Genomic DNA, 23,736 nt, shown 5'->3' on the forward strand with positions numbered 1-23,736 from the left:
TACTGATCGAACAGGCCAAGGGCAAACTCGCCGAACGCCACAACATCGACATGGAACAGGCATTCACCGCTTTACGCCGCTACGCCCGCGCCCACAACCGTCGCCTGGTCGACGTGGCCCGCGCCCTCATAGACGACTCCGAACCCCTGGCCGGTCTGGCGTCCTGACCCACGCCACGAAGAGCTTCGGCAGCCGCTGGGGCATCACCAGAGTTCTCGGACGACCGTTCTGGTTGACGCATCTTTGGCCGAACAGCCCCGCATGGACACTCCGGGCGCGGGCAGAGTCCCTGCGCCGGGAGCGCGGGATCCGGGTCCGGCCCTCCCGAAGGAGCCACGACGGGCTGATCCTGGCCGCCGGCTCCGGGCGTGGATGGATCTGTCTCCCGGCCCGGTGCGGCCTTCTGCAGCGAACGCCGCACCGGCACATCTAGGGAGAGAGGGCTCCCTTGGGTACCGATGTGCTCCCGCTTCACCGGCGTCCATGGTCGAGGTGAGCCCGACCGCGAGTGCCGGAAGAGGGATCGGCCGTGGTCGGGCACGCTCATATCCAGCATCCACCCCGCGCAGGAGAATGGCGCCTGGCGTGATGAGACCAAGCAGTCGCATCAGTTGTTGTCCCGAGCCGCGCCCTAGTGCGACGGCCAGGTCCAGCTTCGCTCGACGCAGACCTGGCGGCCGTGGTGGTCCCTGTTCACAGGCGGCGCCAGCGGGCCGAGGCGAAGGAGAAGACGCCGAAGAGGATCAGTCCGATCGCGACAGCGACCAGGAGCCAGGGGCCCGCCGGGGTCTGCGTGAAACTGCGGAGCGTGGCATCCACCCCCTTGGCCTCGTCCGCGTCGAACTGGACGGCCGCGATCAGGATGAAGATGCCGGCCGCCGCGAACACCGTGCCGCGCGCCACGCCCCCGCCCACCCCCAGGCCGGTCACGATCTGCCGCGTGCGGTGGCTCATCGCTGCCACGTCCAACTGTTTCAGGAACTTGCGCATCGCCGCTCGTATCGCGAGCACGACACCGATGCCGATCAGGAGGCAGCCCCCGGCCCCCACAAGGAATTGGCCGTACGACAGCTTCAGCACCGACGCGGTCCAGTCCTTCGACTTCGCGTTGCCGCTGGAGCCCTGGCCGCCACCGGCGGCGAACCGGGCGGTGATCCAGCAGACCGACGCGTAGAAGATCGCCCGCCCGCCGTCCAGAAGCCGTGAGGCGGCCTTCCGCTCGGGCCCCCTGCTGAGCACCGCACGGGAGCCCCTCCACAGCGCCATGCAGCCGAAGCCGACGGCCAGCGCCCACAGCATCACCTTCCCGAAGGGCTGCTCCGCGACCTGGTCCAACGCACCCTGGCGATCTGCCGACTCCCCGCCGCTCCCGAGGGCCATCTGGATCGCCAGGGCGCCGATGAGGACGTACACAACACCACGTGCCATGAAACCCGCCCGACCCGCGGCGGTCAGCGTCTCTTCCTTGGCGGTGTGGGCGGCAGAGCCTGCGCTCCGGCCCTTTCCTTGTGCCTGAGGTGCTTGAGACGACGTCACGAGGTCCTCCCCACGGCCATGGGGCGCGCGATGGCGCGTCCTGGACACCGAGTGCCCCCGTAAGGAGGCGTGATGCGTCGTACGCGCAGCAGCCTGTTCACCCGCGCCAGGGGTACTCGGCCAGCATGCGAACCCACGAACCGCGTGCCGGCGAACGCACGAAGCTCGCCTCCTCGGCCGCGAAGGTCCTGATCGGCAACCGGAGCGCGCGCCGGGCCGCGTTGCGCGGCACCGGCTCGCTGGTCCTGGCCTCCGCCGCCATCCAGGCCGCCACCAAGGTGCTCGACAGGCGCCGGCCGCTGCGGCATCCGCCGAGCGGGGCGGTGTCTTCCCACCGCACAGCCGGTGCAGCCGCCTTTGCGACCGGCGCCACCTTGGAGGCACCCCGACTGGGAGCCGTCCTCCTTCCCGTCGCGGTGGGCGTCGCCGCCTCCCGTCTGCGTGCCGGGGCGCACGCTCCCGGCCGCGTTCTGGTGGATGCCGCGTTCGGCATGGGCATCGCCGTGGCGACCTGTCGCTGGTGGCCGCTGCACCGCGACAAGCCCGCCGACAGCGCCCGCCCGCAGCTCCCCGTCCCCGCGCTTCCCTCAGGCGAGGGCCTGGTCGTGGTCGTCAACAGCGACGCCGGCGGCGAGGCCCCGGCCGAAGTCGAGCTGAGGGCCCTGCTGCCGAAGGCGGACGTACGACTCTGTGATGCCGGCGAGAACCTGGACACCGTGCTCCGGCAGGCCGCCGCACAGGTACAGGCACGCGGCGGCGCGCTCGGCGTGGTCGGGGGCGACGGCACGGTCAACGCGGCGGCCGTGCTGGCCCTCGACAACCGGCTGCCGCTCGCGGTGTTCCCCGGCGGCACCCTCAACCACTTCGCCGCCGACCTCGGACTGCTGACCCTGCAAGAGGCCGCCGACGCCGTGGAGGCGGGCCGCGGCGGCACCGTCGACCTCGGCCGGATCACCGGCGACGGCACCTGCACCTACTTCCTCAACACCTTCAGCATCGGCGTCTACCCCGAACTCGTCCGGGCCCGCGAAGCCCGCGAGACGTCCCTCGGGAAATGGCCCGCCCTCGCTCTCGGCCTGCTCCACGTCCTGGCCGACGGCGCCCCCGTCGACGTCACCCTCGACGGACAGCCCCGGCAGCTGTGGCTGCTCTTCGCCGGCAACAGCCGCTACGACCCTCCCGGCTTCGCCCCCTCCTACCGCCCCACCCTGGACGACGGACTCCTCGACCTCCGCGTCGTCGACGGAAAACACCCCTTCGCCCGCACCCGCCTCGTCGCGGCCTTCCTCACCGGGACCCTCTCCCGCTCCCGCGTCTACCAGGAAACCACCGTGACCCGCCTGCGCATCGACGGTATGGGCAAGGCAGGTGACTACACCCGGGACGGCGAAGTGAGCCCCGCCGCCGACACTCTCGTCCTCGACAAGAGGAGCCGCGCCCTCACCGTCTACCTGCCCGCTCCCCAGTGATCCCGTGCCATCGGCGGACGGCAACGCAGTGCCCATCCGGGGCTATGCTGCGAAGCAGGCGCCCCAGACCCCGGCCACGCACTGCCAGTTGGGCACGATGCCTGTCCCGCACGTCTTCCGGTCTCCTGAACCGAGGCGCCCCATGCACACGCCGCAGCACCCACACGAACCCGACAGCTCACAGCCGTCCGCCATGGACGCCGTGCGTCTGCGCCGACTGAACCGCTGGCAGGCCGAGGACCTGCGAGAGGACCTCGCGGACCTGTACGTGGAATCCTCCACGACTCCATCCGGTGAGGAGTTCCGCGGCCGACAGGAGTTCCTGCGCCGCCTGGCGCACGACGTCCAACGGCCCGGCTTCGACATGCTGGTCGCCGAGGCGGAAGCACTGGCGGGCTGCGCGTACGGAGTTCCCGTGGAGCGCGACGGATCCTGGTGGCAGGGGTTCGAGGGCCCGATGCCCCAGAACCTCGAGCAACTCACGGCCTCCGGACACGTCTTCGCGATCACCGAAACCCTCATCCATCCGCACGAGGACGCCCGCGGGCTCGCCCGCCGTCTGCAGGAGCGCCTGCTCGCCGACCACCAGGCATCCCTCGGCGTCACCTTGCTCGATCAGTCCGATCACTTGGCGTTCGCCGCCTTCGAAGCCTGGGGCTGGCAGGAGATCGGGCAGATCCACCGGCAGCCACCGTCCCCGGCAGCGTTACGCGTACTCGTCCTCCGGCTCGGAGAGCGCACGACAGACCATCCCGACGGCCTGGCTCACAATGCCGGGACCCAGCGACCCGAATAGCCGCGTTCGGTTGGCAGACGCGGAGCGTGCGGAGATGCTGCCGGGCCCTCGTTTGGAATCCGTATCGCGGGCTACCCGAGCAGGGCGCCCGACGGTCGACCCGGACGAAGGCACCGGAGAGTTGAGAACACAGCTCCCGGTGTCGCCCGTAGCGGTAGCGCACGAGCCGTCACCGCTGATCACGGAGGCGCCTCAGCGCGCGATGCAGTTCGCGTTGGATCCGCTCGGGGAGCAGCTCGCCCTGGGCCGTGGCGATCAGGGCCGCCGCCACGTCACGGAGTTTGATGTTGCAGTGCTGCGAGACGTCCACCAGCAGTCCCCAGGCGCGTTCACTGGAACAGGGCGCCAGGGCCATCAGCATGCCGCGCGCCTGGTCGATCACCGCACGGCTCGACAACGCCCTGACCAACTGATCGTTCTCCGCGCGCAGTTTGATGACCTCGGCCACAAGAGCCGCATCCCCTGCCGAAGAAGCTGTCGTCACCCGCAGTTCGTCATAGGGCGTGGTCGCCTGATGCATGGTGCCTACCTCACAACGCAGTGACGAGAGCCATAGCCCGCGCATGCCCCCACGGGCACCACAGGCGGTCAGCGGCGGGCGAGTTGCCGCTCACCGGCCGTCCCGGGCTCGTAGGGCAGCCCGTAGTGCTTGAAGATCGCTGCCTCGTCCTCGGCGGGCAGGACGTCGTCGGTGCCGATCGAGGGGGCTGTCTTCACCAGTGCTTTGGCATAGGCGACCTTGAGGTAATCCGGGCCGACCATCGCGTTGTCGAGGGGGACGAACATCAGCCGGCGCCGGGTGGGCAGTCCGGTCCGCACGGTGGCCATGGCCGGTTCGTCAGTGGTGGTGTCCACATAGACCGCTTCGAGGACACCGATCTTGTGTGACTCGGTGTCGACGACTGCGAGGTCGCGCCACTCCCGGACATCGGCTGCGTGAATCATGACGTCTCCCTCCCGGAGCGCTGTTCTGGTTGGCGTGCCGCTCATCGCCGGTCGGCTGCATGGAGTCGCCGCAGCGCACGGCGTAGCGCCCGATGCATCTGCTCGGGAAGAGACTTGTCCTCCGTGGTGGCGACCAGGGCCGCAGCAACCTCTCGCAGCCTGAGATCGCACTGCCGCGCAACATCCACCAGCAGCTCCCGGGCTGCCGACCGGCGGCACGGAGTCAGGACCATCACCATGCCGCACGCCTGATCGATGACCGCGCGGCCGGCCATCGTCCGGCGCAGCTGATCGTTCTCGGTGCGCAGGGCGGCGACATCTTGCCCCGGGGACACGCTTCCCCAGGTGGCCTCGGCAGCCAAGTTCACCTGCTCCGCTTGGATCGTGGCCGTCCGCTGCATGACAGGTACCTCTCGCCGAGTTCCTCGCACCTGGCCTGACTCCCCGGAGTGTCTGGGCGATCTCCAGGTCACCTGTGGTGCTCACGGTCCCGGCGATCCTGGCGGTCCTCGCGCATCCAGCGCCCTCGGCGCTGGCGCCGGTATCGGCGGTCCCAGCGCTCCTGACGATCCCGGTAGTCCCGGTACTCCCCGTAGTCGGAATGACTTCCACGGCCTCGGCCCCCGGTACCGCCCCGGCCATGGTGGACAAGGCCGAAGATCAGCACGGCCGCGGCCACCCACCACAGGGCATGGAGGAAGCCGAGCCCGAACAGGACCGCGAGGAGGATCAACAGGAGCACGAACACGGTGGGCCTCCCCGGAGCGGAATGGACATCGCTGCCGGGGACTGGGGCCTCATCCCACAGCGTAGTCCTGCCCAGAGCCCGCGGATACCTTCCCACGTCACCGCGTACTGCCCGACGTAGACGGACACTTGACATCTGGCCGTCGAATGCGGCAGCGGCTACCGTGCGCCAAGCCGCCCCGGTCCCCGGCAGCGCCGAACAGCCCTCGCGCTCCCCAGGGGGCGCACCGTGCGCATCGCTGCCGGAACCCGCCGCGTCACGAGCGCGGCCGCACCCGCCCCTCGCCGGGTGACCCCGGCGCGGCCTCGATGCGCTCCATGCGGGCACCGATCCGCTGCCCGCCACGTCGCACACTTCTGCCCCCAGGCGGTACGCATGTACGCGCTGATCGTCCCGGCCTCGGCCCCCTTCGTCCTGCTCGCCACCGTCATGGGCCTGTCCTGGTGGGAGGACCACGTCCTGCCGCCGGCCGAGCCCGTCGCAACCCCTGTCGAGCATCCGATTCCCCCGGCGGCCCCGGCCGTGCACCCGAAACCCCCCAGCGCCCAAGGGGCGTTGACAAGGGAGGTCGTCGGGCGTTGACTGACAACACGGCGTAGGGCTATGCCAATCCGAATCATTCGGGCGAAGCATTCCGCCCTCCCACTTCGCCCGGACCCCGCGGAAAACCAGGAACCATTCCCGCGATCTGGAGGCCCGGCGATGCTCGTCTGGATTCTTCTCCTTCTGCTGATCCTGGTGATCTTCGGGTTCGGCTTCACCATGCAGATCCTGTGGTACGTCGCGGCTGCACTTCTGGTCCTCTGGCTTGTCGGCTTCGTGATGCGCGGCCGCGGCGGCGGTGGCAGGCGCCGGTTCGGCCGCAGCCACGGCTGATCCACCCAGCCTTCTGCCCTGTCCACGGACAGGGCGGCTTGCACGGCCATCAGACGCGGGAGCCCACCCAGCGGACGAGCAGAGGACAGCCATGAGCGTGGGACGAACCATCAGGCACAAGACACAGGCTTTCACGGGCCGGATCACGGAACGCTTCGGCAGGACCACCGGAAACAGGCGGCTGCGTAGGCAGGGCAGGACCGACCGGATCTCCGGAGATCTCAAGCAATCCGGCGACAAGGCCAAGGGCGCTTTCAAGCGCTGACCACGAGCACCCTGGTTGGTGCCCACGTCACGTGGGCACCAACCGGCCGGCCTCAACACTGAGTGAGCCGACAGGGATTGATGGAAATGCAGCAGAGCGGCCAACGGATCAAGAACCAAAGAGGACAGCCATGATCACCGTCGTCATCATCGCCGTGCTCGTCGTCGCGGCGGCCACCCTCGTCTACGTCGTGCGTGGACGAACCCGGGGCGGTGGCGGTCGCGGGCTGAAGCGGCGCTTCGGGCCCGAGTACGACCGTGCCGTCACCCGCCACGACGGCAACACCAAGGGCGCCGACCGGGAGCTCAGTGAGCGCGTGAAGCGGTACGGCTCCCTCAAGGAGCAGCCGCTGTCACCTGCGGCCCGCGAGCAATACGCGTCTCAATGGGCCGCCGTTCAAGAGCAGTTCGTTGAATCCCCGCAGACGGCCATCATCGAGGCCGATGCGCTGCTGGCGCACCTGGCCAGGGACCGGGGCTATCCCGACGGCGAGCACTTCGAGGAGCAGCTGGCCGCGCTCTCCGTCCACCACGCCCACTACGTCCAGGGCTACCGCAGCCTGCACACAGCCGCCCGCGGCCAGAGCGGCACCGAGGAAATGCGGGAGGCCATGATCGAAGCCCGCAGCCTCTTCGAGGCCCTGGTCACCGAGCAACCAGCCGACTCGGACCAGCGCCATCCGCAGTCCCCCGACGACCGCGGTCACGCGCCGTGGGCACTGAACCGGCGCCATGCGAAGGGAAGTGGCACGCGATGACGTACGACCAGGAACGCGCCCAACAGCCCCAGGGCGGGAGGCCGGATCTCGTCGAACAGCACGCCTCGCAGACGCCTCGTACCGAGGCCGCTCGCGCACCGCGTGAGCCGGTCGCCAGTACTGATGCATCCGTCCGCACCCCGGGGTCCACGCTGCTGGCGCAGGGCGAACGGGACAAGCTCACCATACGACTCCAGCAGGCCCTCAACGCCTTCGTCGAGAGCCCTCGCCAGGCCGTGGAAGAGGCCGACGGCGTCTTCGACGAAGTCGTCACCCAGCTGACCGAAAACCTCGCGGAGCGGCGCCGTGCCCTGCGTGCAGGCTGGCAGGGCCAGGACACCGAGGCGCAGACAGAGGAACTACGGCTCGCGCTACGGCAGTACAAGGAGACCACAGAGCTGCTGCTGCGCATGTAGCGCCCGCCGAGCAGTGAAGCAGCCTCCCCGCAGAAAACACAGCCGCCGCAGAAGATCGGTGCTCAGGTCCACACCGGTCGAGAATGCGGCGGCTGTGTCCTGGAATCGGCCCGATCCACTTGATGCCCAGCGGACGGACGGCACCGAGCATGACATGGTGGACACGGCTCGGAGGATCTCCCACCGGCCCGGCATGTCACACGCACAGCGCCACCGGCTGCACGCTCCAGCAGGTACCGCGGGAGACTCCTTTCTTGGACCGTGGTCGCGATGAGCAACTGCGGGGGATTCATCAAGGGGTCCTCCACCTCGATCGTCAGATCGTGACCCGCCAGCTGCAACATCACACCGTCGCCGCTCGGGACGGCGGTCCAGATCGTTTTGCCCGTACCGCTCGGCATCGTCATCACCACCGCGCCGAACCGTGCCGCCGGCACTCCCAGGAGCTTGCCGGTGGACTCCGGCCCCGCAGGCATTCACGGTCCAGTGCTCACGCGCCCGCGCCCACATCACAACCCCGCAATCCAGCCACCCCGCCCGGGCTGGCAACAACTCGCTGTCGTGAACGCATTGTTGAAGCAATCGCCTCAACGATCAGCCACGGGACCTCCACCAGCGGCATCTGGGCCGGATCCGGTATCCACCTCCAGGGCCGCTCGGGCCTCGATCCGAGCGGCGTGCCACCCGACGAGTTGTGGCAACAGCCCCCACAGTGCGCCGCACACCAGCAGCGTCGCACTGCCCGCGATCACACCCTCGACCCGGCCGAGCACCACGTCGACGACGAGCAGCACAGACCCCGTCAGGGCCAGCATCAGCACGCTCATGCCCGCCCCCGCCAGCCGTGAGGAGACCCGCACGATCTCGGGTTTGGCCCCCCGCTGGAACAGCGTGCGGTGCAGCGCGGCCGGCGCGGTGAACAGGGCCGCCGCCAGCACAGCGAGCAGCAACGTCGTGATGTACATCGCACGCTGCGCCGTGTCGAGCGTGGGGAAGCGGGCGGTGAAGGCCAGCGTCAGCAAGAACGCGAACAGGATCTGGACGCCGGTCTGGATGATCCGCAACTCCTGGAGCAGCTCGCCGAAATTCCGGTCGGCCCGCTCCAACGTCGTCTCCTCGCGCGGCGTACGGTGACTCTCCTCGGCCATGTCCCTGCAAGCTAGCCGACACACGCCGAACCGTCGCCAGGCCGGGCAGAGCATTCCGGGCCCACGAGGCCTGCGGGCAGACAGGCCCAGGACTCACCCTCCGAGCGAACACCTGTCTTCCGCCTGTGCAGTTCAATGCCCCGGCACGGCGAAGCGCAGGATGCGTCCCCACGTCGAGCCGTACTGCCGCCACAACGGGCCGGTGACGTACGGGATGCCGTACTTCTCGCAGAGTTCCCGCACGCGCGGGGCGATCTCGGCGTAGCGGTTGCTGGGCAGGTCGGGGAAGGCGTGGTGCTCGATCTGGTGGCTCAGGTTTCCGCTGAGGATGTGGAAGAGCGGGCTTCCCTCGATGTTGGCGGAGCCCTGGATCTGCCGGAGGTACCACTGCCCGCGCGTCTCGCCGTCGATGTGGTCCTCGGTGAAGGTCTGGACGTCGCCGGGGAAGTGGCCGCAGAAGATGATGGTGTGCGACCACAGGTTGCGTACGGTGTTGGCGGTGAGGTTGCCCAGCAGGCAGGGCAGGGCGGAGGGCCCGGCGAGGAGCGGGAAGAGCACGTAGTCCTTGGCGAGCTGGCGGGTGGCCTTGGAGAGGAACCCGGTCAGATCGGCTGCGAAGGACCGCCATGGTTTGCGCCCTGCGGCGACGGCATCGGGCTCCAGGTCGTACAGCGCGATGCCCCATTCGAAGAGCGGGGCGAGCACGAAGTTGTAGAACGGCTGAGCAAGATGGCGCGGACGCCAGCGCTGGTCACCGCTCATCCGGAAGACGACGTATCCGAGGTCCCGGTCGCGGTCGACGACATTGGTCCAGGTGTGATGCAGGTGATTGTGGGTGTGCTTCCAGGCTTCAGCCGGGGTGAGGAAGTCCCACTCCCACATGGTCGAGTGGATCGCCGGGTCGCCCATCCAGTCCCACTGGCCGTGCAGGATGTTATGACCCAGCTCCATGTTCTCCAGGATCTTGGCGACGGAGAGCATGGCGGTGCCCGCGACCCAGGCGGGCGGGAACAGCGAGACGGCCAGAGCGGCCCGCCCTCCCGCCTCCAGGCCACGCTGGGTGGCGATCACCGTACGGATGTAGCGGGCGTCGTCGGCACCGCGCGCGGCGATGATCTCCGAGCGGATCCGGTCGAGCTCCGCACCGAGCTCGTCGCCGACATCCGTACTGGGGGCCGCTTCGTTGGAAGCGGGAGGGATCACGGTCACGGGGACTCCTTGGTGGCTAGGCGTCGAGGGCCAGCGGTCCGGCCGCCGCCGAGACGCAGGTCTGGATCATCTGGCCGGCCCGGTCGTGGACTTCGCCGGTGCGCAGGTCGCGCACGCGGCCGTACCTCAGCGGGGTGAGGCAGCCGAAGCAGATCCCGCGCCGGCACCCGTAGGGCATCACCACCCCCGCCGACTCGCCGACGACGAGAAGCGGGGTGACCGCGTCCACGGTGACCTCAGTACCGGTACGGGTGAACAGCACCCGGCCACCGGAGATGGCATCGCGATCCAGCGGCAGGACCGGATCCAGCTGGAAACGCTCCACATGGAGCCGCTCGCCGAGCCCCGCCCGGCCCCAGTGGCACTCCACTGCGTCGAGCAGGGCGGCCGGGCCGCAGGCCCAGGTCTCCCGCTCCGGCCAGTCGGGGCAGAGCCGGGCCAGATCGTCCGGGGCGAGCCTGCCGTGCGGCCGAGTGTGGTGCTCGACACAGTCCAACCAGTCCAACTGCCGTCGAGCTGCGCGCAGTTCGGAGCCGAAGATGCTGTCCCGGGCACTGGGTGCACTGTGCACCAACAGGACAACAGGGTGCGGGGGCCTACGGCTCATGAGCGTACGGAGCATGCCCATGACCGGGGTGATGCCGCTGCCGGCGGTCACCAGCAGGATGCGGGAGGGAAGGCGGTCCGGAAGAACGAACTCGCCTTGCGCCGTACCGAGTCGAAGCACCGTGCCCGGAGAAGTCCGGCGGGCCAGCTGCGGGGAAACCCTGCCGTCCGGCGCAACCTTGACGGTGATCGTCAGGAGCCCGTCCTCCCGGCCCGGCACCGAGGTGAGGGAGTACGTGCGCCACTGCCATACGCCGTCCATCTCGACGCCGACCGGAAGGTACTGCCCAGGACGGTGCCCCGCCCAGCCCCGGCCGGGCCGCAGAGCGAGCGTGACGGCATCCGGAGTCTCTGGCCACACCCCTGTCACCCGCCCCACCGGAAAGCGGGTGCCGAAGAGGGGGTCGATCAGCCCGAGATAGTCGTCCGGGGTGAGCGGGCTGGTCAGCCAGGAGGCCACGTTCAGCAGCCTGCTCGCGAGGGCCGACAACTCAGGCATACGCGGATTCCTCTCGTCGCGCAGCACGACGGGTGCTGCGTACGTCGAGTCGTCCCGGGCCCGGCGGAGGCAACGTAACCACGACTGTGTGAACGGACGCGCGCCCAGGAGGCACATCCCGCCACCCGCCGTCTGCGGTATCCGGCGAGCGCGCATCCGCACAGTGCGGTGGCCTGCGTGGGCAAGCCGGGGCGCGCCAAAGGTAATTGGCCGGATGACCGTGCCGATTCCACGACACCCGACCGCCGCCATGAGAAGAGACCGCCTCGGGAGCCTACTCACCAGGCCGCTGGACCCTCGCGGGGAGGCAGCCGATTGCTGCGTGCCCCGTGCGTGCGGGGTCGCGTTCGCCGGCCAGGTGAAAGATCATCACGTGTGGCCGCTGGATGTGGTGTGCTCCGGGGATCGGCATTCTCGGTAGCGTGACCATCTGCTGCATGGTGTCCATGTGTCCGGCTGGTCCGTGCGGGCCGACGGAGAGTGATGAGGCTGCAATGAGTGAACCGACGAAGCCCGCGGTCGAGGTTCCGGAGGGTGACGCTCCTACCGAGCTGACCATCCGGGACCTGGTCGTCGGGGACGGGGCCGAGGTAAAGCCGGGCATGGTGGTCAGGGTCCACTATGTCGGGGTGACCTTCGAGTCCGGGAAGGAGTTCGATGCCTCCTGGGACCGGGGGCAGCCGTTCAAGTTCGCCCTGGGCAGTGGCAAGGTCATCAAGGGCTGGGACCGGGGGGTGAGGGGGATGAAGGTCGGCGGTCGGCGCGAGATCATCGTTCCCCCGCGTCTCGGCTACGGCAAGCAGTCGCCCTCGCCGTTGATCCCGGCGGGCTCGACCCTGGTCTTCGTGGTGGACCTGCTTGACTCGTATTCCAGCACAGCCGGGTGGAGCAACGCCTAGAGACCCTGACCGCACCTCCGCTGCGACGCGCTGCATCGTCTCCCGGGTTCGGTGCCGCCGTGCTGCTCGCTGCCGCTCCTGCTTCCGCCTCCGCAGCGTCCGAACAGTTCCGCTGCGACCCGTTGACCGCCGAAGGCTACAAGGCGACCAACTTCCTCAACGGCCTGCCCGACGCCGCCGCCCGGACGCCCGAGCCCGGCGGCCGCGCTCGGCGGACGGGCGAGGTCCTCGACGGAATCCAGCTCGTCGGCGCCAGTCCGCATTCCGTAGGAAGCGACGGCATCGCCGGGGTCACCATCCCGTTGCGCACCAGCACCCGGTGGACCGTGGCGCGGGACGGCACCGGCGCGGCACCCCCCTTGGTCATCTCGAAGCGGATCCTGCGAGCGCCCCAGCGCGGATGCTGCCGCCGGAGCCGGCACACCAGCGCCTCGATTCTGCCGAAATCCGGCTCGGGCTGGTCCGCGGCCGGCGCGAGCGGTCCCGCGGCCCGGCCATTCCCTCCTGCTCGAACCGCCGACGTCGGCTGTGCAGCGACTGACGCGAAGTCCCGTACCGGGCGGCCACTTCCCCGATCGGCAAGACCTCCAGCACCTCACGCACGGCCCGGTACCGGTACTCCTGCGGCTCCTGCGGCTCCATGTCCCCCGCCCAGCCCCGTATCGCCGGCCGCACCCAACCAGACGGAGGACGACAAGGATGTGATGAGACCGGTTCTCATCGAAGCCCGAGAGCCGTCGAGCAACTCCCGGGCACAGAGCGTCGAAGAAGTCCTGAGCCGTTACAGCCAGGCCTCGGCGTTCATGCCTGGACCATCGGCTTGAGCACCTCCTCGCACCACTGGCGGAAGCTCGTCGGGCTCGCGGTCTGAGCGGTGCGCCGTACGCCGTCGTCGAGACCCTGGTCCTTGGAGCGCATCATGTCGACGTAGCCCTCTACGAGTGCGTCCCCGGTGCCGCGTCCGGCCAGCGCTGCGCGGAAGTCGTCGAGCGACTGCCACGCGTAGCGGACCGGGCGGCCCAGCACCTCGGACATGATGCGCGCCATGTCGTTCGCCGAGAGGTCTTCGGGGCCCAGGACCGGGACCTCGCCCGTCCCCGTCCACGATCGGTCGAGCAGCAGGCCGGCGGCGGCCGCGGCGATGTCACGGGGCGCGGCCACCGGTGCTTTGCGGTCGGCGGTGACGGTGCCGGTGAACACGCCGTGGTCGCGGATCGACGCCGCCTGCCACAGCAGGTTGTCCATGAAGGTCGGGTTCGCGAGCGCCCGGTAGGCCACGCCCGTACTGGCGATGAGATCGTCCATGGCCAGCGACGCCGTCACATGCCCGGCGCGGCCGGCGACGGGAGTGCCGCGGCCGAGCGCCGAGACGCCGACGACGTGTCCGACGCCGTGGGCCGTGAACGACTTCGCCGCCGCACGCGTGAATCCGGTGTACACGGCGTCCAGGCTCAGCGGTGCCTTCGGGGCCGACGGAACCAGCCAGAAGACGGCGTCCGCGCCGGCGAAGGCCCGGTCGACGACCGCTGCGTCACCGTGCGAGCCAGTGACCACGTCGACGCGGGCGCGGACGGCGTCGGGGAGCTTCGCGGGGGCGCGCACGATGACGCGCAGCTCTTCACCACGAGTGGGAGCCTCGTTGAGCAGGATGTCCAGGAGCCGGCCACCGATCTGGCCGGTGGGAGAAGTGATGACGATCATGTTGAGAGTCTCGGGGCCGTCCACTGGCACCGTCCAATACCCTTCCTGGCGATTGATACCTTGAAGGCATGGATCTCGACCTCCGCAAGCTCCGCTACTTCGTCGCGGTGGCCGAACACCGGCACTTCGGGCGTGCGGCGGCGCAGCTGTACATCGCCCAGCCGGTTCTCAGCCGTCAGATCAGGGCTTTCGAGCAGGAGCTGCAGTGCGCTCTGCTCGTGCGGACCACCCGCAGCGTGGAGTTGACCGCTGCCGGGAAGCAGCTCTACGAGGAGGCCCAGGGGATCCTCGCGGCGGTCGCCGCGGCGGTGCGGCGCGTGCACGACGTCGAGCGGAGCGTCCAACGGCTCGTTGTCGCCTTCTCCCCCGGGCTGCATGTGGCGGATGCGCTCCGGGCGTTCTCCTCGCGCCACCCGGACGTCGAGACCGACGTCGTCCCGGCGCGCTGGTGGGAGCAGGCCGCGCCGCTCCGGGACGGCCGGGCCCAAGTCGGCTACCTGCGGCGTCCGTTCGACGATTCGGGGTTGCACACCATCCCCATCGGCCGCGAGCCCAGGGTCGCCTGCATGCCCGCCGCACACCCGCTGGTGTGCCGTCAGGAGCTCACCTCCGCCGACCTCGACGGCGAGCGGATGCTCGACGCGCCGACGCGCCGAACGTCCTCACTCGAGGAGAAGTTCGAGCTCATCGCCTCCGGACACGGCATCGCACTCGTCCCGCTGAGCGTCGCGCGGTCCTACCCCCGCCCCGATCTCGCCCTCCTCCCCGTCACGGACGCCCCGGACGTCCAGAGGTGCCTGGCGGTCCTCGCGGACCGGCGGGAGAAGCTGCTGCGCGACTTCCTGGAGATCGCCACCGCGACGCTGCGGACCAGCTGAGCGATCAGCGCGTACATTCACCACCTGCGCCCCGAGGACGCCTCGGTGAACTTCACCCGCGGCAACCTGGACTTCGACAACGGCGGTAGCCCATCGACGAAGCACCCGACAGCTCCGTGGACAGCGACTCCTTCGAGCCGCGCCATGCCGTCAAGGGCGATGTTGCCCGCATGATCCTCTACATGGCCGTCCGCTACGACGGCACCGACGCCTTCCCCGACCTCGAACCCAACGATCGGGTCGACAACGGCAACGCGCCGGCCATGGGCCGCCTGTCCGTCCTCAAGCAGCGGAACGAAACCGACCCACCCGACACCCTCGAAAAGACCCGCAACGACCGGATCTTCCCCACAGGCACGTCAGCGTCTTGTTCCGCTCCCGCGGAGGCAGCAGCCCGGTGAGGTACTCGCGAAAACCACGTCGCTGCGCCAGTGAGCCGAAGAGATCGTCAAAACCAACGGCCTGGCCTTCCAGCGGTCCCGGAGCCGGCGGGCACGGACGACGAGCAGTCATCGCACTCATCAAGCTACAGAGACCACACAAGCTCTGGCCTCCGTACGGCAGTTCAGCGTGCCGCTGCCGTCCAGCCCGCGCGGTGCGCAGCTCGCCCGGCACACTGTCGTACACCAACTCGCCATCCGGGGCCGACCGTTCGAAGCCGCGAAGCCCGTCGCCGCCGAGCTGGCGGGCAACGCCGTGCGGCACGGGCACGTGCCGGGGCGGAACTTCCGGCTGACGCTGCGGCTCGCGCCGGGCGGGCTGCTGCGGGTGGAGGTGAGCGGCGCGTGCGCCGAGCGGCTGCCACGGGCGCCGGGGGCGGCAGCGGAGCCGGAGGACGAGTCGGGCCGGGGGCTCGCCCTGGTCGCGGCGTTCGCGGACCGGTGGGGCACGGAGGTCGGGCCGGAGCCGCGCAAGACGGTCTGGGCGGAGCTCGACCGCGTCAGTTAACTGTCGATCAGGTGATGACCAGCGCCGATTGCATTCCGGCACCATGAGACATCCACATCGCCCACGCCGGGCTCCCGCCCGGCAGGGTTTGGCGGGACGGAAACACCAGCCCCGCCCTCGGCGGAAACCTGGAGGCCACCTCCTGCTCCAGCCCTGGGCACCCGGCGGAGCCGTTCGCGGAGCCGTTCAACAGCCATTGATCACCCGTTGACTCCCGCCCCTTACCTTCTCAGCTGCCAAGATCCCCACCCCCATGCTCTGAGAAGGAATCATGCTGCCCTCAAGACCACCCCGGCGGTTCCGGGCCGCCGGGGCGAGAACGCGTCGCTTGCCCCTCGTCGGCGCGCTGGCCCTCGCTTTGATAGCCGGGCTGCTCCAGGTCCTGTGGCTGCCCGCGCAGCCCGCCGCCGCCGCGGTTTCGGACCACAGGGCGGCCACGTGGAACCTTCAGGCGAATTCGAAGAACATCTCGAACGTTTCGGGTCTGATGGAGAAGCACAACCTCGACGTCCTCGCCCTCCAGGAAATGCCGAACCAGGACAAGCTGCCTGACGCGGACGGGCAGGAGATGACGCCGATCGAACACGACATCCCGAACTACAAGCCGGACGGCACCAAGGGCTCTTTCGAGGCATGGCGTGTGCATGAGTACAGACTCAAGAAGGGCTTCCACCTCTTTCGCATCTTCACGCACAGAAACAATCGCGGCATCGGCTTCGTGACCAGGGAGGCCGTTGAGGACTTCGGTACGGAGATGCTCACGCTCGAACTCCGGGGCGCAGAGAAGAAGAAGGGGTTCCGCACCCTCGGCGTCAAGATCGATGACGACTGGTTTTACTCCTTCCACGCCACGAGTGAGTCACCGCGGGGCAAGAACAACGTCGAGAGCGCGCTCCAGGACTTCAACAAGTTCCAGAACTCGCCCGTGGGGTCGCAGAGCTGGGCCGTCATGGGGGACTTCAATCGGTTCCCCTCCGAGAACTCCGATGCCTTCAAGGAGGAGCTCAGCGAGCTGGCGGACACGCAGCAGGGCGGCTTCCGCACCAGTCAGCGCGCTGTGGAGCAGTCCGTGGATCTGGGCGCCATGAGCGCTCGTGCGATCTACTCGGGCAACAGCACGCAAACGCATGGCGCCGAACTCGACTTCATGGTCGCCAGGGGCGCCGCCAACGACTTCAAGGCGACTCGGCTGAACAGCATGTACGGGTCCGACCACAACCCCGTCGTCTTCACCAGCGGTCCCGCCCCGGATCCCTGCGACACGGCCCAGACGGCGAGGAAGAGCAACGCCGCAACGGCACGCCGCGCGACCGCCGCCGACGACTCCTGTTCCCTCCCCCCCGACCTCCCCCGGGCCACCGTCTCCATGGGCGACAGCTTCATCTCCGGTGAGGGCGGGCGCTGGCAGGGCAACGCCAACACGTCCGCCAAGGGCAGCTGGGGCACCGACCGGGCCTCCGGCGGAACCGAGGTGTACGAGAAGAACGGGAACGGCAGCGACTTCTGTCACCGCTCCGACGTCGCCGAGATCAAGGGCGCCGACATCGACGGCGTACCGAAGGAGCGGCGGTTCAACATCGCGTGCTCGGGCGCACGGACTGAGCACGTCATCGACCAGGCGCAAGGGGACGGGAGCGCGCAGGGCAACACGCCGCAGATCGAGCAGCTCGCGGAGATCGCGGAGGAGCACGAGGTCAGCACCATCGCGCTCTCCATCGGCGGCAACGACCTTAAGTTCTCCAAGCTCGTCACCGACTGCGGGTGGGACTTCATCAAGGGCAACGGCCCCTGCAACGAAACCGCGTCGGGGAAGGTGGACCGGGATCTGGGGCAGGTGCGCGAGAAAGTCCTGAGCACGATCGAGGCCATCCGCGACACCATGGCCGAGTCGGGCCAGGACCAGAGCAGTTACCAGCTGGTGGTCCAGTCCTACCCCGCCCCGCTGCCCGCCTCCAGCGAGATGAAGTACAGCAGCACGGTCGTGGACTACAGGCGGTACACGGAAGGCGGCTGCCCCTTCTACGACGCCGACGCGGACTGGACCCGCAAGGGTGCCGTCGACAGCATCGGCACGATGCTGCGCGGCGCCGCCGAGGAGTCGGAGGCCTCCTTCCTCGATCTGCGCGACGCCTTCGACGGGCACGAGCTGTGCGCCAAGTCGACCCAGCAGGCGTCGTCCGAGAACACCCTGGACAAGCCCGTGCCCGCCGAGGACGCGGAGTGGGTGCGCTTCCACCAGGGCTTGACCACACCGGGCGAAACGCAGGAGGTACTCCACCCCAACGCTTACGGGCAGAAGGCCCTGAGCGCCTGCCTGACCAAGTTCGCGGTGGCGACGGGCGGCGACACCAGCCCGTGGACGTACGCCTGCCGGGGCGAGAAGGGCAGGAAGCCCGGTGACGTCGACCTGTCCGGCGACCAGGTGATCGACGCCGCCGTCCGCACCGCCGACAGCGGTCCTCCGAACCAGTACATCTTCCAAGGCAACCGGTACGCCCGCTTCGAAGAGGCCGCCGACGAACCGCTCGGCAAGGTGAAGGACATCTCCTCGGAGTGGCCCAGCCTGCACGGCACCCCGTTCGTCAACGGCTTCGACGCGGCGTTCGAGGCGAAGAAGTACAACAAGCGCCAGCTGATCCTCTTCCGCGGCGACCAGTACGTCCGCGTCGAGATCCCCATGAACGGCACCGACGACTCCCTCGCCAAGGGACCGATGTCCATCACCAGCGGCTTCAAGCTCTTCGAGGGCACGCGCTTCGCCAACGGCGTGGACGCCGCCGTGGAGATCGGCGACAGCCGGATCATGCTGTTCAAGGGTGACCAGATGGCCATCTTCAAGCTGGACATCGACGGCACCGACGACAAGTGGGTGATGGAGCCCCGAGCCATCTCCGAAGGCCTGCCCGTCCTCAAGGGCACCGGCTTCGAGAACGGCATCGGCACCGCCATGCAGCGGACCGTGTACGACCCGGAGCCGAACGGCTCCGACGTCTACCTGATCAACGGCACCCGGGCCCTGCGCCTGTACCTCGACGAGGACCTGGCGAAGAGCAAGATCGAGTTGGGCCCGATGTCCCTTACGGAGCTGTGGCCGTCCCTGAAGGGCTCGATCTTCGGCGAGACCCCGCAGTCTCCCCGCAGCGTGCGCATCTTCTCCTGGCTTCACAATCAGGGGGTGGGCGACAGCGTCGGGCGCCAAGCCGTGCTGCAGCGCCACGGACCCAACTCCGAGTATGTGTCCACGGGCTCGGACGATGCCGACACAGGACGGTGGTACATCACCGGTGACCTGAAGCCGGGCCAGACGCTGGAGACGACCATCAGGAACCGGACGGGGAAATACCTGCAGGCAGACGGCGGGCGATCGTGGCAGTGGGCGTCCGTCACCGACACCCCCCGCGTCTGGAAGATCGAGCAGGCCTCGGACGGCTTGAGTTCTCGTATCACCACGGATGACGGGAAATGGTGCCTGGCCTACGAACCCGGCTCCACCACCTGGGGCTCGCTGCGGCCGTGCAACACCTCCGCTTTCGAGATGTGGAAAATCGAGTACGCGGCGGTGAAGATCACCCCCCGCCCCCAGCCCATCGACCGCACCGGCCCTCTCCGCTCCGCCAAGGACGACCTCGTCGCCGACGTCGACAACGCGAACGCCGAACCGGGCACCCGCGTGCAGGCGCTCGCGCCAAAGGACGGCCCCGCCCAGAAGTGGCGGGCGCGGGCCACGCCGAAGGGGTGGCAGATCATCAGCGCCCTGGACGGCGCACCCGTACTGGCCCATGACACCGACAAGCACGAGGCGCGCCTGGCCAACGACAACGACGGGGACAAGAACCAGTTGTGGCAGGCCGAGGACGCGGGCGACGGCTGGACGCGGCTGCGCAACGGCGGGCTGTGTCTGACGGCTGCGGGCGCGGACGAGACGCTGGCCGTCAAGGACTGCGCGTCCGGCGACGCCGGGCAGCGCTGGAAGGCTCTCGGCGTCGCTCCGGAGAAGCCGAAGGAGCGCACCGGCGAGATCGTCGGGCTCAGCGGCAAGTGCCTGGACGTGAGGTCCGGGTCGGACGAGAACGGCACGCCGGTGCAGATCCACGACTGCAACGGCTCGGACGCCCAGAAGTGGACGCTCCCCGGGGACGGGACGGCGCGGGCGCTCGGCAAGTGCCTGGACGTCGCGTCGTCCGGGACGGCGAACGGGACGCTGACGCAGTTGTGGAACTGCAACGGCTCGGGCGCACAGCAGTGGCGGCCGGGCGGCAACAAGGAGCTGCGCAACCCCGGCTCCGACCGGTGCCTGGACATACCGTCCAGCGTCGCGGAGAACGGCCGGCAGACCCAGATCTGGGACTGCAACGGCAGCGACGCCCAGAAGTGGACGCTGCCCGACGCCACGCCCGACGACGACAACGGGAAGGACGGCGACGCCGGTGACCCGTACGACGACGGCGAGCCCGTGCGCGACGACAAGCCCGCCGCGTCCGGCGACTGCCGTCCCGACGGGATGGCGAAGACGGCCGGGGTGAACACGCCGTACTGCGACGTGTACGACGAGCAGGGCCGCGAGTGGCTCGGCAACGGCCGCTCGCGGCGCGTGGTCGGCTACTTCACCGGCTGGCGCACCGGCGCGAAGGGCGACCCGAAGTACCTGGTCGGCAACATCCCGTGGACCAAGGTCACACACATCAACTACGCGTTCGCGCACATCGGCAAGGACAACAAGATCTCGGTCGGGGACACCTCCGACCCGAAGAACCCGGCCACCGGCATGACCTGGCCGGGCAACCCGCGCGCCGAGATGGACGCGTCACTTCCGTACAAGGGGCACTTCAACCTGCTGAACAAGTACAAGAAGCGGCACCCGTCGGTGAAGACGCTGATCTCGGTCGGCGGCTGGGCGGAGACCCGCGAGTTCTACTCGATGGCCACCAACGCGGACGGATCGGTCAACCAGAACGGCATCGACACCTTCGCGGACTCGGTGGTCACGTTCCTCCAGACCTACGGGTTCGACGGCGTGGACATCGACTACGAGTACCCCACCGCGCTGCCGAAGACCGGCAACCCCAAGGACTGGGACGTCGCCGACCCGCGCCGCAAGGGCCTGACCAAGGGCTACAACGCGCTGATGAAGACGCTGCGGCAGAAGCTGGACAGGGCCGGGGCCGACAAGGGCCGGTACTTCCAGCTGACCTCCGCGGGCTCCTCGTCCGGCTATCTGGTGCGCGGCCTCGATTCCGGACAGGCCCTGCAGTACCAGGACTTCGTCAACGTCATGTCGTACGACCTGCACGGCTCCTGGAACAAGTACGTCGGCCCGCAGGCGCCGCTGTACGACGACGGCAAGGACAACGAGCTCGCGGCCGCGGGCATCTATGACGACCAGAAGGCGGACACCAAGGACTTCCAGAAGCACGGCTACTTCAACACCGACTGGGCCTACCACTACTACCGCGGCGCACTGCCCGCCGGCCGCATCAACCTCGGACTGCCCTACTACACGCGCGGCTGGCGCGACGTGCAGGGCGGCCAGGACGGCCTGTGGGGCACCGCCTCCCTGCCCCAGCAGGGCGACTGCCCGTTGGGCACCGGCGGGCGCGGCGGCGACTCGGACTGCGGCGCGGGCGCCGTGGGCATCGACAACGTCTGGCACGACATCGAGGACGGCAAGGAGGTCGCCGCGGGCTCCAACCCGCTGTGGCACGCGAAGAACCTCCAACGCGGCACCACACCCGGCTACTTGAAGTCGTACGGCCTCGACACGGGGCGCGAGCAGAACAAGCTGCGCGGGCGCTACGAGGAGAAGTACAGCTCCCAGCTGGAAGCCCCGTGGCTGTGGAACGCCGACAAGCGGGTGTTCCTGTCCACCGAGAACGAGCGGTCGATCGACGCCAAGGCCCAGTACGTGAAGGACAACGACATCGGCGGCGTCATGCTGTGGGAGCTGGCGGGCGACTACGCCGAGCGTCCCGGCGGCGAGTACGGCATGGGCTACGACCTGACGACGCGCCTGGACAAGTCCCTGCGCGCCGCCGACCCCTACGGGGCGACCAAGGCGGGCCAGGGGCGCACCCTGCCCCGGCAGGTCATCGACGCCGACGTCGAACTGGTCGACTTCCCCACCGCGGAGAAGGACTTCTACCCCATCCAGCCCAAGCTGCGCATCACCAACAACAGCAAGCAGACCCTCGGCCAGGACACCGAGATCTCCTTCGACATCCCCACCTCCGCCCCGCCCGTCATCAAGGACACCGGCTACAAGGAGATGCCGATCGTCAAACCCGGCCGCAGCGGCCCCAACCAGGGCGGCCTGAAGGCCGACTTCCACCGCGTGACCATCCCACTCGGCTACTGCGAGGACATACCGCCGGGCAAATCCATGGACATCGACGTCAAGTACTACCTGCCGATCACCGGCCCCGCGAACACCACGGTCAAGATCGGCGACAAGGAGTACGGAGTCACCGGCGACCAGCGCCGCGGCACCGACACCGTGGAGCCCCCGGCCCCGTCCTCGGGCACCTGCCCCGCCACGGACTGGAAGCCGGGCAAGACCTACACCCCCGCGGCGGGACGCCTCTGGGGCGCGTTCGACAAGGGCGACAAGGGCTGGCAGTTCGAGTACCAGCAGATGAACATGGACCACTTCCCCGACCAGTCCCGGGTCCACCTCGTCTCCCCCTCCACCACCAACCCCAACCAGTTCTGGCAGGTCAAGGACGCGGGCGACGGCTGGTACACCATCGGCAACAGCGGCAGGTGCCTCACCGCCACCGACTCCGGCAAGGACCTCGCCACGAGGGACTGCGGCGACGGCGAACGCCAGCGCTGGCGCTTCGTCCCCGTCAACGACGACGGCACCGAGGGCCAGCCCGGCGGACCGAAGCACGGCAAGCTCTTCAAGCTGCGCGCCGCCACCGGACAGGAGGCCGAAACCGCCAACGGCGACAACGACCACGAAACCCACATCCTGACCGGCGACCCCAAGCGGGCCACCGGCGCCTACGTCAAGCACGACGGCTTCTACTGGTACGCCCAGTGGTACACCACGATCGAACCGGGCAAGACCGAGTCCGACGGAAGCCGCCCGTGGAAGAAGCTCGGCCCCACGCCGTAGCTCCTCGCCCCACGCGGTAACGGACCCCCAGGGCCCCGGCAGCAGGCAACACGCCCCTGCCGGGGCCCGCCGCGTTTCCGCCTCAGCGCCGAAAACCGGGCTCACCTGCCTGCCACGACGATCGCGCGCCGCCGAGCGGCAGCGCGGCGACGACTCGCTCCACCCTGTCCGCCGTCGCCGACATCGATGTCGGGTTGTACGCCAGGACGAAGCGCAAGGGCGAGTCCCGGGCGAGCACCCGCGTGCGGTAGCCACCGGGCTCTCCAGCCTCCGGGCCGCTTAAGAAGCGCTCCGCCGACGGCTCGTCCACCGAGTGCAGCATCCTACGGGGCGAGTCGGCGGCTGGACCCGCTCACGATCTCCTGACGACTGGAGGCGATCAGCCGGTAGATCGCGCGCGAGACGTACCGCTTCAAACAGCGGATGATCTCGCGCCGGGTCTTTCCTTCGGCCGTCCTCCGCTCGTAGTACGCCTGCGTACGCGGATCCCAGCGCAATCGGGACAGCACAATGCGATGGAGCGCCGCGTTCGCCTGCCGGTGGCCGCCGCGGTTGAGGCGGCGGTGTTGCCGGCTGCCCGAGGAGTATTCAACCGGGCTTGCCCCGCACAACGCGGCGAACGGCGCCTCACCGCGCATGCGATCGCTGTTGTCGCCCAAGGCCGTCAACAGCGCTGCCGCGCTGTGGGGCCCGATTCCGACAGCCTCGACCAGGCGGGGGTAGTGCGTGCTGATCAACTCCGCCAGACGCTGCTCGGGTTTGGATGTGGCGGAGTCCTCGGCGGAGGGTGCGTTCGAGGTGGTCGTCGCCGGTGAAGGCGGTGTTGGCCAGTGGGCCGCGCCGCGGCAGTGACCACACGCCTTCAGCGCGCACCTTCGCCTAGCTCGCGGTACTGGCGCTGAGCACCGGGCATTTTTCGCGTTTCC

22 protein-coding genes and 4 pseudogenes are annotated in these 23,736 nt (G+C 69.0%); 12 read left to right on the plus strand and 14 right to left on the minus strand.

Annotated elements, in window-relative coordinates:
* Positions 1-5 precede the first annotated feature (5 nt).
* Positions 6-167 (plus strand): ANTAR domain-containing protein, encoded by a 162-nt coding sequence (locus IEY91_RS39415; protein ID WP_373288124.1) that lies wholly within the window; start codon positions 6-8, stop codon positions 165-167.
* A 526-nt stretch (positions 168-693) separates the two neighbouring features.
* Here IEY91_RS39415 and IEY91_RS39420 read toward each other — a convergent pair.
* On the minus strand, positions 694-1,428 hold the full coding sequence (locus IEY91_RS39420; protein WP_229697673.1) for a DUF1206 domain-containing protein: 735 nt from the start codon (positions 1,426-1,428) through the stop codon (positions 694-696).
* Positions 1,429-1,661: 233 nt separating this feature from the next.
* Between IEY91_RS39420 and IEY91_RS39425 the strand changes: the two genes are divergently transcribed.
* Together IEY91_RS39425 and IEY91_RS39430 are read left to right on the plus strand one after the other, a co-directional pair.
* Positions 1,662-3,005, plus strand: a complete 1,344-nt coding sequence (locus tag IEY91_RS39425; RefSeq protein ID WP_189177617.1) for a diacylglycerol/lipid kinase family protein — start codon at positions 1,662-1,664, stop codon at positions 3,003-3,005.
* Positions 3,006-3,198: 193 nt separating this feature from the next.
* Positions 3,199-3,801: a hypothetical protein gene (locus IEY91_RS39430; protein WP_229697674.1), complete on the plus strand. Its 603-nt coding sequence runs from the start codon at positions 3,199-3,201 to the stop codon at positions 3,799-3,801.
* A 169-nt stretch (positions 3,802-3,970) separates the two neighbouring features.
* Here the strand turns inward: IEY91_RS39430 and IEY91_RS39435 are convergent, their stop codons facing one another.
* The 4 genes from IEY91_RS39435 to IEY91_RS39450 form a co-directional block, all read right to left on the minus strand.
* Positions 3,971-4,321 carry an ANTAR domain-containing protein gene (locus tag IEY91_RS39435; protein ID WP_189177618.1) on the minus strand — a complete coding sequence of 117 codons (351 nt, stop codon included), beginning with the start codon at positions 4,319-4,321 and terminating at the stop codon, positions 3,971-3,973.
* Positions 4,322-4,389: 68 nt separating this feature from the next.
* Positions 4,390-4,746, minus strand: coding sequence for a PRC-barrel domain-containing protein (locus IEY91_RS39440; protein WP_164327300.1), 357 nt, complete (start codon positions 4,744-4,746; stop codon positions 4,390-4,392).
* Positions 4,747-4,787: 41 nt separating this feature from the next.
* On the minus strand, positions 4,788-5,147 hold the full coding sequence (locus tag IEY91_RS39445) for an ANTAR domain-containing protein (RefSeq protein WP_189177619.1): 360 nt from the start codon (positions 5,145-5,147) through the stop codon (positions 4,788-4,790).
* Between the two features lie 68 nt (positions 5,148-5,215).
* Positions 5,216-5,494, minus strand: coding sequence for a hypothetical protein (locus IEY91_RS39450; protein WP_189177620.1), 279 nt, complete (start codon positions 5,492-5,494; stop codon positions 5,216-5,218).
* A 375-nt stretch (positions 5,495-5,869) separates the two neighbouring features.
* On the opposite strand from IEY91_RS39450, the gene IEY91_RS39455 reads away from it, so the two are divergent.
* The 4 genes from IEY91_RS39455 to IEY91_RS39470 all read left to right on the plus strand — a co-directional run bounded on the left by IEY91_RS39455 (position 5,870) and on the right by IEY91_RS39470 (position 7,808).
* Entirely contained in the window at positions 5,870-6,076 is a 207-nt protein-coding gene (locus tag IEY91_RS39455; RefSeq protein ID WP_189177621.1) for a hypothetical protein, read from the plus strand.
* Positions 6,077-6,196: 120 nt separating this feature from the next.
* The gene (locus IEY91_RS39460; protein WP_189177622.1) at positions 6,197-6,370 is read left to right on the plus strand and encodes a hydrophobic protein; all 174 of its coding nucleotides are present in this window, start codon (positions 6,197-6,199) and stop codon (positions 6,368-6,370) included.
* 395 nt (positions 6,371-6,765) lie between these two features.
* Positions 6,766-7,392 carry a hypothetical protein gene (locus IEY91_RS39465; RefSeq protein ID WP_189177623.1) on the plus strand — a complete coding sequence of 209 codons (627 nt, stop codon included), beginning with the start codon at positions 6,766-6,768 and terminating at the stop codon, positions 7,390-7,392.
* Positions 7,389-7,808: a hypothetical protein gene (locus IEY91_RS39470; RefSeq protein WP_189177624.1), complete on the plus strand. Its 420-nt coding sequence runs from the start codon at positions 7,389-7,391 to the stop codon at positions 7,806-7,808. Before IEY91_RS39465 ends, IEY91_RS39470 begins: the two co-directional genes overlap by 4 nt.
* A 587-nt stretch (positions 7,809-8,395) precedes the next feature.
* On the opposite strand, the gene IEY91_RS39475 is transcribed toward IEY91_RS39470, so the two are convergent.
* From IEY91_RS39475 to IEY91_RS39485, 3 genes are all read right to left on the minus strand, one after another.
* On the minus strand, positions 8,396-8,956 hold the full coding sequence (locus IEY91_RS39475; RefSeq protein ID WP_229697676.1) for a DUF6328 family protein: 561 nt from the start codon (positions 8,954-8,956) through the stop codon (positions 8,396-8,398).
* A 132-nt stretch (positions 8,957-9,088) separates the two neighbouring features.
* Positions 9,089-10,165 carry a fatty acid desaturase family protein gene (locus tag IEY91_RS39480; protein ID WP_373288121.1) on the minus strand — a complete coding sequence of 359 codons (1,077 nt, stop codon included), beginning with the start codon at positions 10,163-10,165 and terminating at the stop codon, positions 9,089-9,091.
* Between the two features lie 16 nt (positions 10,166-10,181).
* Positions 10,182-11,270, minus strand: coding sequence for a ferredoxin reductase (locus IEY91_RS39485; RefSeq protein ID WP_189177625.1), 1,089 nt, complete (start codon positions 11,268-11,270; stop codon positions 10,182-10,184).
* A 494-nt stretch (positions 11,271-11,764) separates the two neighbouring features.
* On the opposite strand from IEY91_RS39485, the gene IEY91_RS39490 reads away from it, so the two are divergent.
* Positions 11,765-12,169 (plus strand): FKBP-type peptidyl-prolyl cis-trans isomerase, encoded by a 405-nt coding sequence (locus tag IEY91_RS39490; protein ID WP_189177626.1) that lies wholly within the window; start codon positions 11,765-11,767, stop codon positions 12,167-12,169.
* Between the two features lie 363 nt (positions 12,170-12,532).
* Here the strand turns inward: IEY91_RS39490 and IEY91_RS39495 are convergent, their stop codons facing one another.
* Both IEY91_RS39495 and IEY91_RS39500 read right to left on the minus strand, forming a co-directional pair.
* Positions 12,533-12,811, minus strand: a complete 279-nt coding sequence (locus tag IEY91_RS39495) for a helix-turn-helix domain-containing protein (protein ID WP_189177627.1) — start codon at positions 12,809-12,811, stop codon at positions 12,533-12,535.
* A gap of 159 nt (positions 12,812-12,970) precedes the next feature.
* Entirely contained in the window at positions 12,971-13,870 is a 900-nt protein-coding gene (locus tag IEY91_RS39500; RefSeq protein ID WP_189177628.1) for an NAD(P)H-binding protein, read from the minus strand.
* A gap of 68 nt (positions 13,871-13,938) precedes the next feature.
* On the opposite strand from IEY91_RS39500, the gene IEY91_RS39505 reads away from it, so the two are divergent.
* Both IEY91_RS39505 and IEY91_RS39510 read left to right on the plus strand, forming a co-directional pair.
* Positions 13,939-14,748: a LysR family transcriptional regulator gene (locus tag IEY91_RS39505; RefSeq protein ID WP_189177629.1), complete on the plus strand. Its 810-nt coding sequence runs from the start codon at positions 13,939-13,941 to the stop codon at positions 14,746-14,748.
* A 15-nt stretch (positions 14,749-14,763) separates the two neighbouring features.
* A pseudogene (locus IEY91_RS39510) lies at positions 14,764-15,149 on the plus strand (endonuclease); the annotation flags it as partial.
* On the opposite strand, the pseudogene IEY91_RS42785 reads toward IEY91_RS39510, so the two are convergent.
* Positions 15,073-15,261, minus strand: a pseudogene (locus IEY91_RS42785) (IS701 family transposase); the annotation flags it as partial. The pseudogenes IEY91_RS39510 and IEY91_RS42785 sit on opposite strands and share 77 nt — an antisense overlap.
* Before the next feature lie 57 nt (positions 15,262-15,318).
* On the opposite strand from IEY91_RS42785, the gene IEY91_RS39515 reads away from it, so the two are divergent.
* Together IEY91_RS39515 and IEY91_RS39520 are read left to right on the plus strand one after the other, a co-directional pair.
* Positions 15,319-15,696 (plus strand): ATP-binding protein, encoded by a 378-nt coding sequence (locus tag IEY91_RS39515; protein WP_229697678.1) that lies wholly within the window; start codon positions 15,319-15,321, stop codon positions 15,694-15,696.
* 328 nt (positions 15,697-16,024) lie between these two features.
* The gene (locus IEY91_RS39520; RefSeq protein ID WP_189177630.1) at positions 16,025-22,810 is read left to right on the plus strand and encodes a glycosyl hydrolase family 18 protein; all 6,786 of its coding nucleotides are present in this window, start codon (positions 16,025-16,027) and stop codon (positions 22,808-22,810) included.
* An 82-nt stretch (positions 22,811-22,892) separates the two neighbouring features.
* Here the strand turns inward: IEY91_RS39520 and IEY91_RS39525 are convergent, their stop codons facing one another.
* The 3 genes and pseudogenes from IEY91_RS39525 to IEY91_RS42790 all read right to left on the minus strand — a co-directional run.
* Positions 22,893-23,120 (minus strand): hypothetical protein, encoded by a 228-nt coding sequence (locus tag IEY91_RS39525; protein WP_189177631.1) that lies wholly within the window; start codon positions 23,118-23,120, stop codon positions 22,893-22,895.
* A gap of 13 nt (positions 23,121-23,133) precedes the next feature.
* Positions 23,134-23,559: pseudogene (locus IEY91_RS39530) on the minus strand (transposase); the annotation flags it as partial.
* Between the two features lie 4 nt (positions 23,560-23,563).
* Positions 23,564-23,674, minus strand: a pseudogene (locus IEY91_RS42790) (IS630 family transposase); the annotation flags it as partial.
* Positions 23,675-23,736: the final 62 nt, after the last annotated feature.

Source organism: Streptomyces lasiicapitis (assembly GCF_014646335.1).
GTDB classification, from domain to species: domain Bacteria; phylum Actinomycetota; class Actinomycetes; order Streptomycetales; family Streptomycetaceae; genus Streptomyces; species Streptomyces lasiicapitis.

Bases quoted from the DNA above. Each gene is read 5' to 3' on its own strand.
- IEY91_RS39490 (WP_189177626.1), top strand. From the start codon at position 11,765: ATGAGTGAACCGACGAAGCCCGCGGTCGAGGTTCCGGAGGGTGACGCT.
- IEY91_RS39465 (WP_189177623.1), top strand. From the start codon at position 6,766: ATGATCACCGTCGTCATCATCGCCGTGCTCGTCGTCGCGGCGGCCACC.
- IEY91_RS39475 (WP_229697676.1), bottom strand. From the start codon at position 8,956: ATGGCCGAGGAGAGTCACCGTACGCCGCGCGAGGAGACGACGTTGGAG.
- IEY91_RS39435 (WP_189177618.1), bottom strand. From the start codon at position 4,321: ATGCATCAGGCGACCACGCCCTATGACGAACTGCGGGTGACGACAGCT.
- IEY91_RS39460 (WP_189177622.1), top strand. From the start codon at position 6,197: ATGCTCGTCTGGATTCTTCTCCTTCTGCTGATCCTGGTGATCTTCGGG.
- IEY91_RS39425 (WP_189177617.1), top strand. From the start codon at position 1,662: ATGCGAACCCACGAACCGCGTGCCGGCGAACGCACGAAGCTCGCCTCC.
- IEY91_RS39500 (WP_189177628.1), bottom strand. From the start codon at position 13,870: ATGATCGTCATCACTTCTCCCACCGGCCAGATCGGTGGCCGGCTCCTG.
- IEY91_RS39420 (WP_229697673.1), bottom strand. From the start codon at position 1,428: ATGGCACGTGGTGTTGTGTACGTCCTCATCGGCGCCCTGGCGATCCAG.
- IEY91_RS39470 (WP_189177624.1), top strand. From the start codon at position 7,389: ATGACGTACGACCAGGAACGCGCCCAACAGCCCCAGGGCGGGAGGCCG.
- IEY91_RS39445 (WP_189177619.1), bottom strand. From the start codon at position 5,147: ATGCAGCGGACGGCCACGATCCAAGCGGAGCAGGTGAACTTGGCTGCC.
- IEY91_RS39505 (WP_189177629.1), top strand. From the start codon at position 13,939: ATGGATCTCGACCTCCGCAAGCTCCGCTACTTCGTCGCGGTGGCCGAA.
- IEY91_RS39455 (WP_189177621.1), top strand. From the start codon at position 5,870: ATGTACGCGCTGATCGTCCCGGCCTCGGCCCCCTTCGTCCTGCTCGCC.
- IEY91_RS39430 (WP_229697674.1), top strand. From the start codon at position 3,199: ATGGACGCCGTGCGTCTGCGCCGACTGAACCGCTGGCAGGCCGAGGAC.
- IEY91_RS39495 (WP_189177627.1), bottom strand. From the start codon at position 12,811: ATGGAGCCGCAGGAGCCGCAGGAGTACCGGTACCGGGCCGTGCGTGAG.
- IEY91_RS39485 (WP_189177625.1), bottom strand. From the start codon at position 11,270: ATGCCTGAGTTGTCGGCCCTCGCGAGCAGGCTGCTGAACGTGGCCTCC.
- IEY91_RS39440 (WP_164327300.1), bottom strand. From the start codon at position 4,746: ATGATTCACGCAGCCGATGTCCGGGAGTGGCGCGACCTCGCAGTCGTC.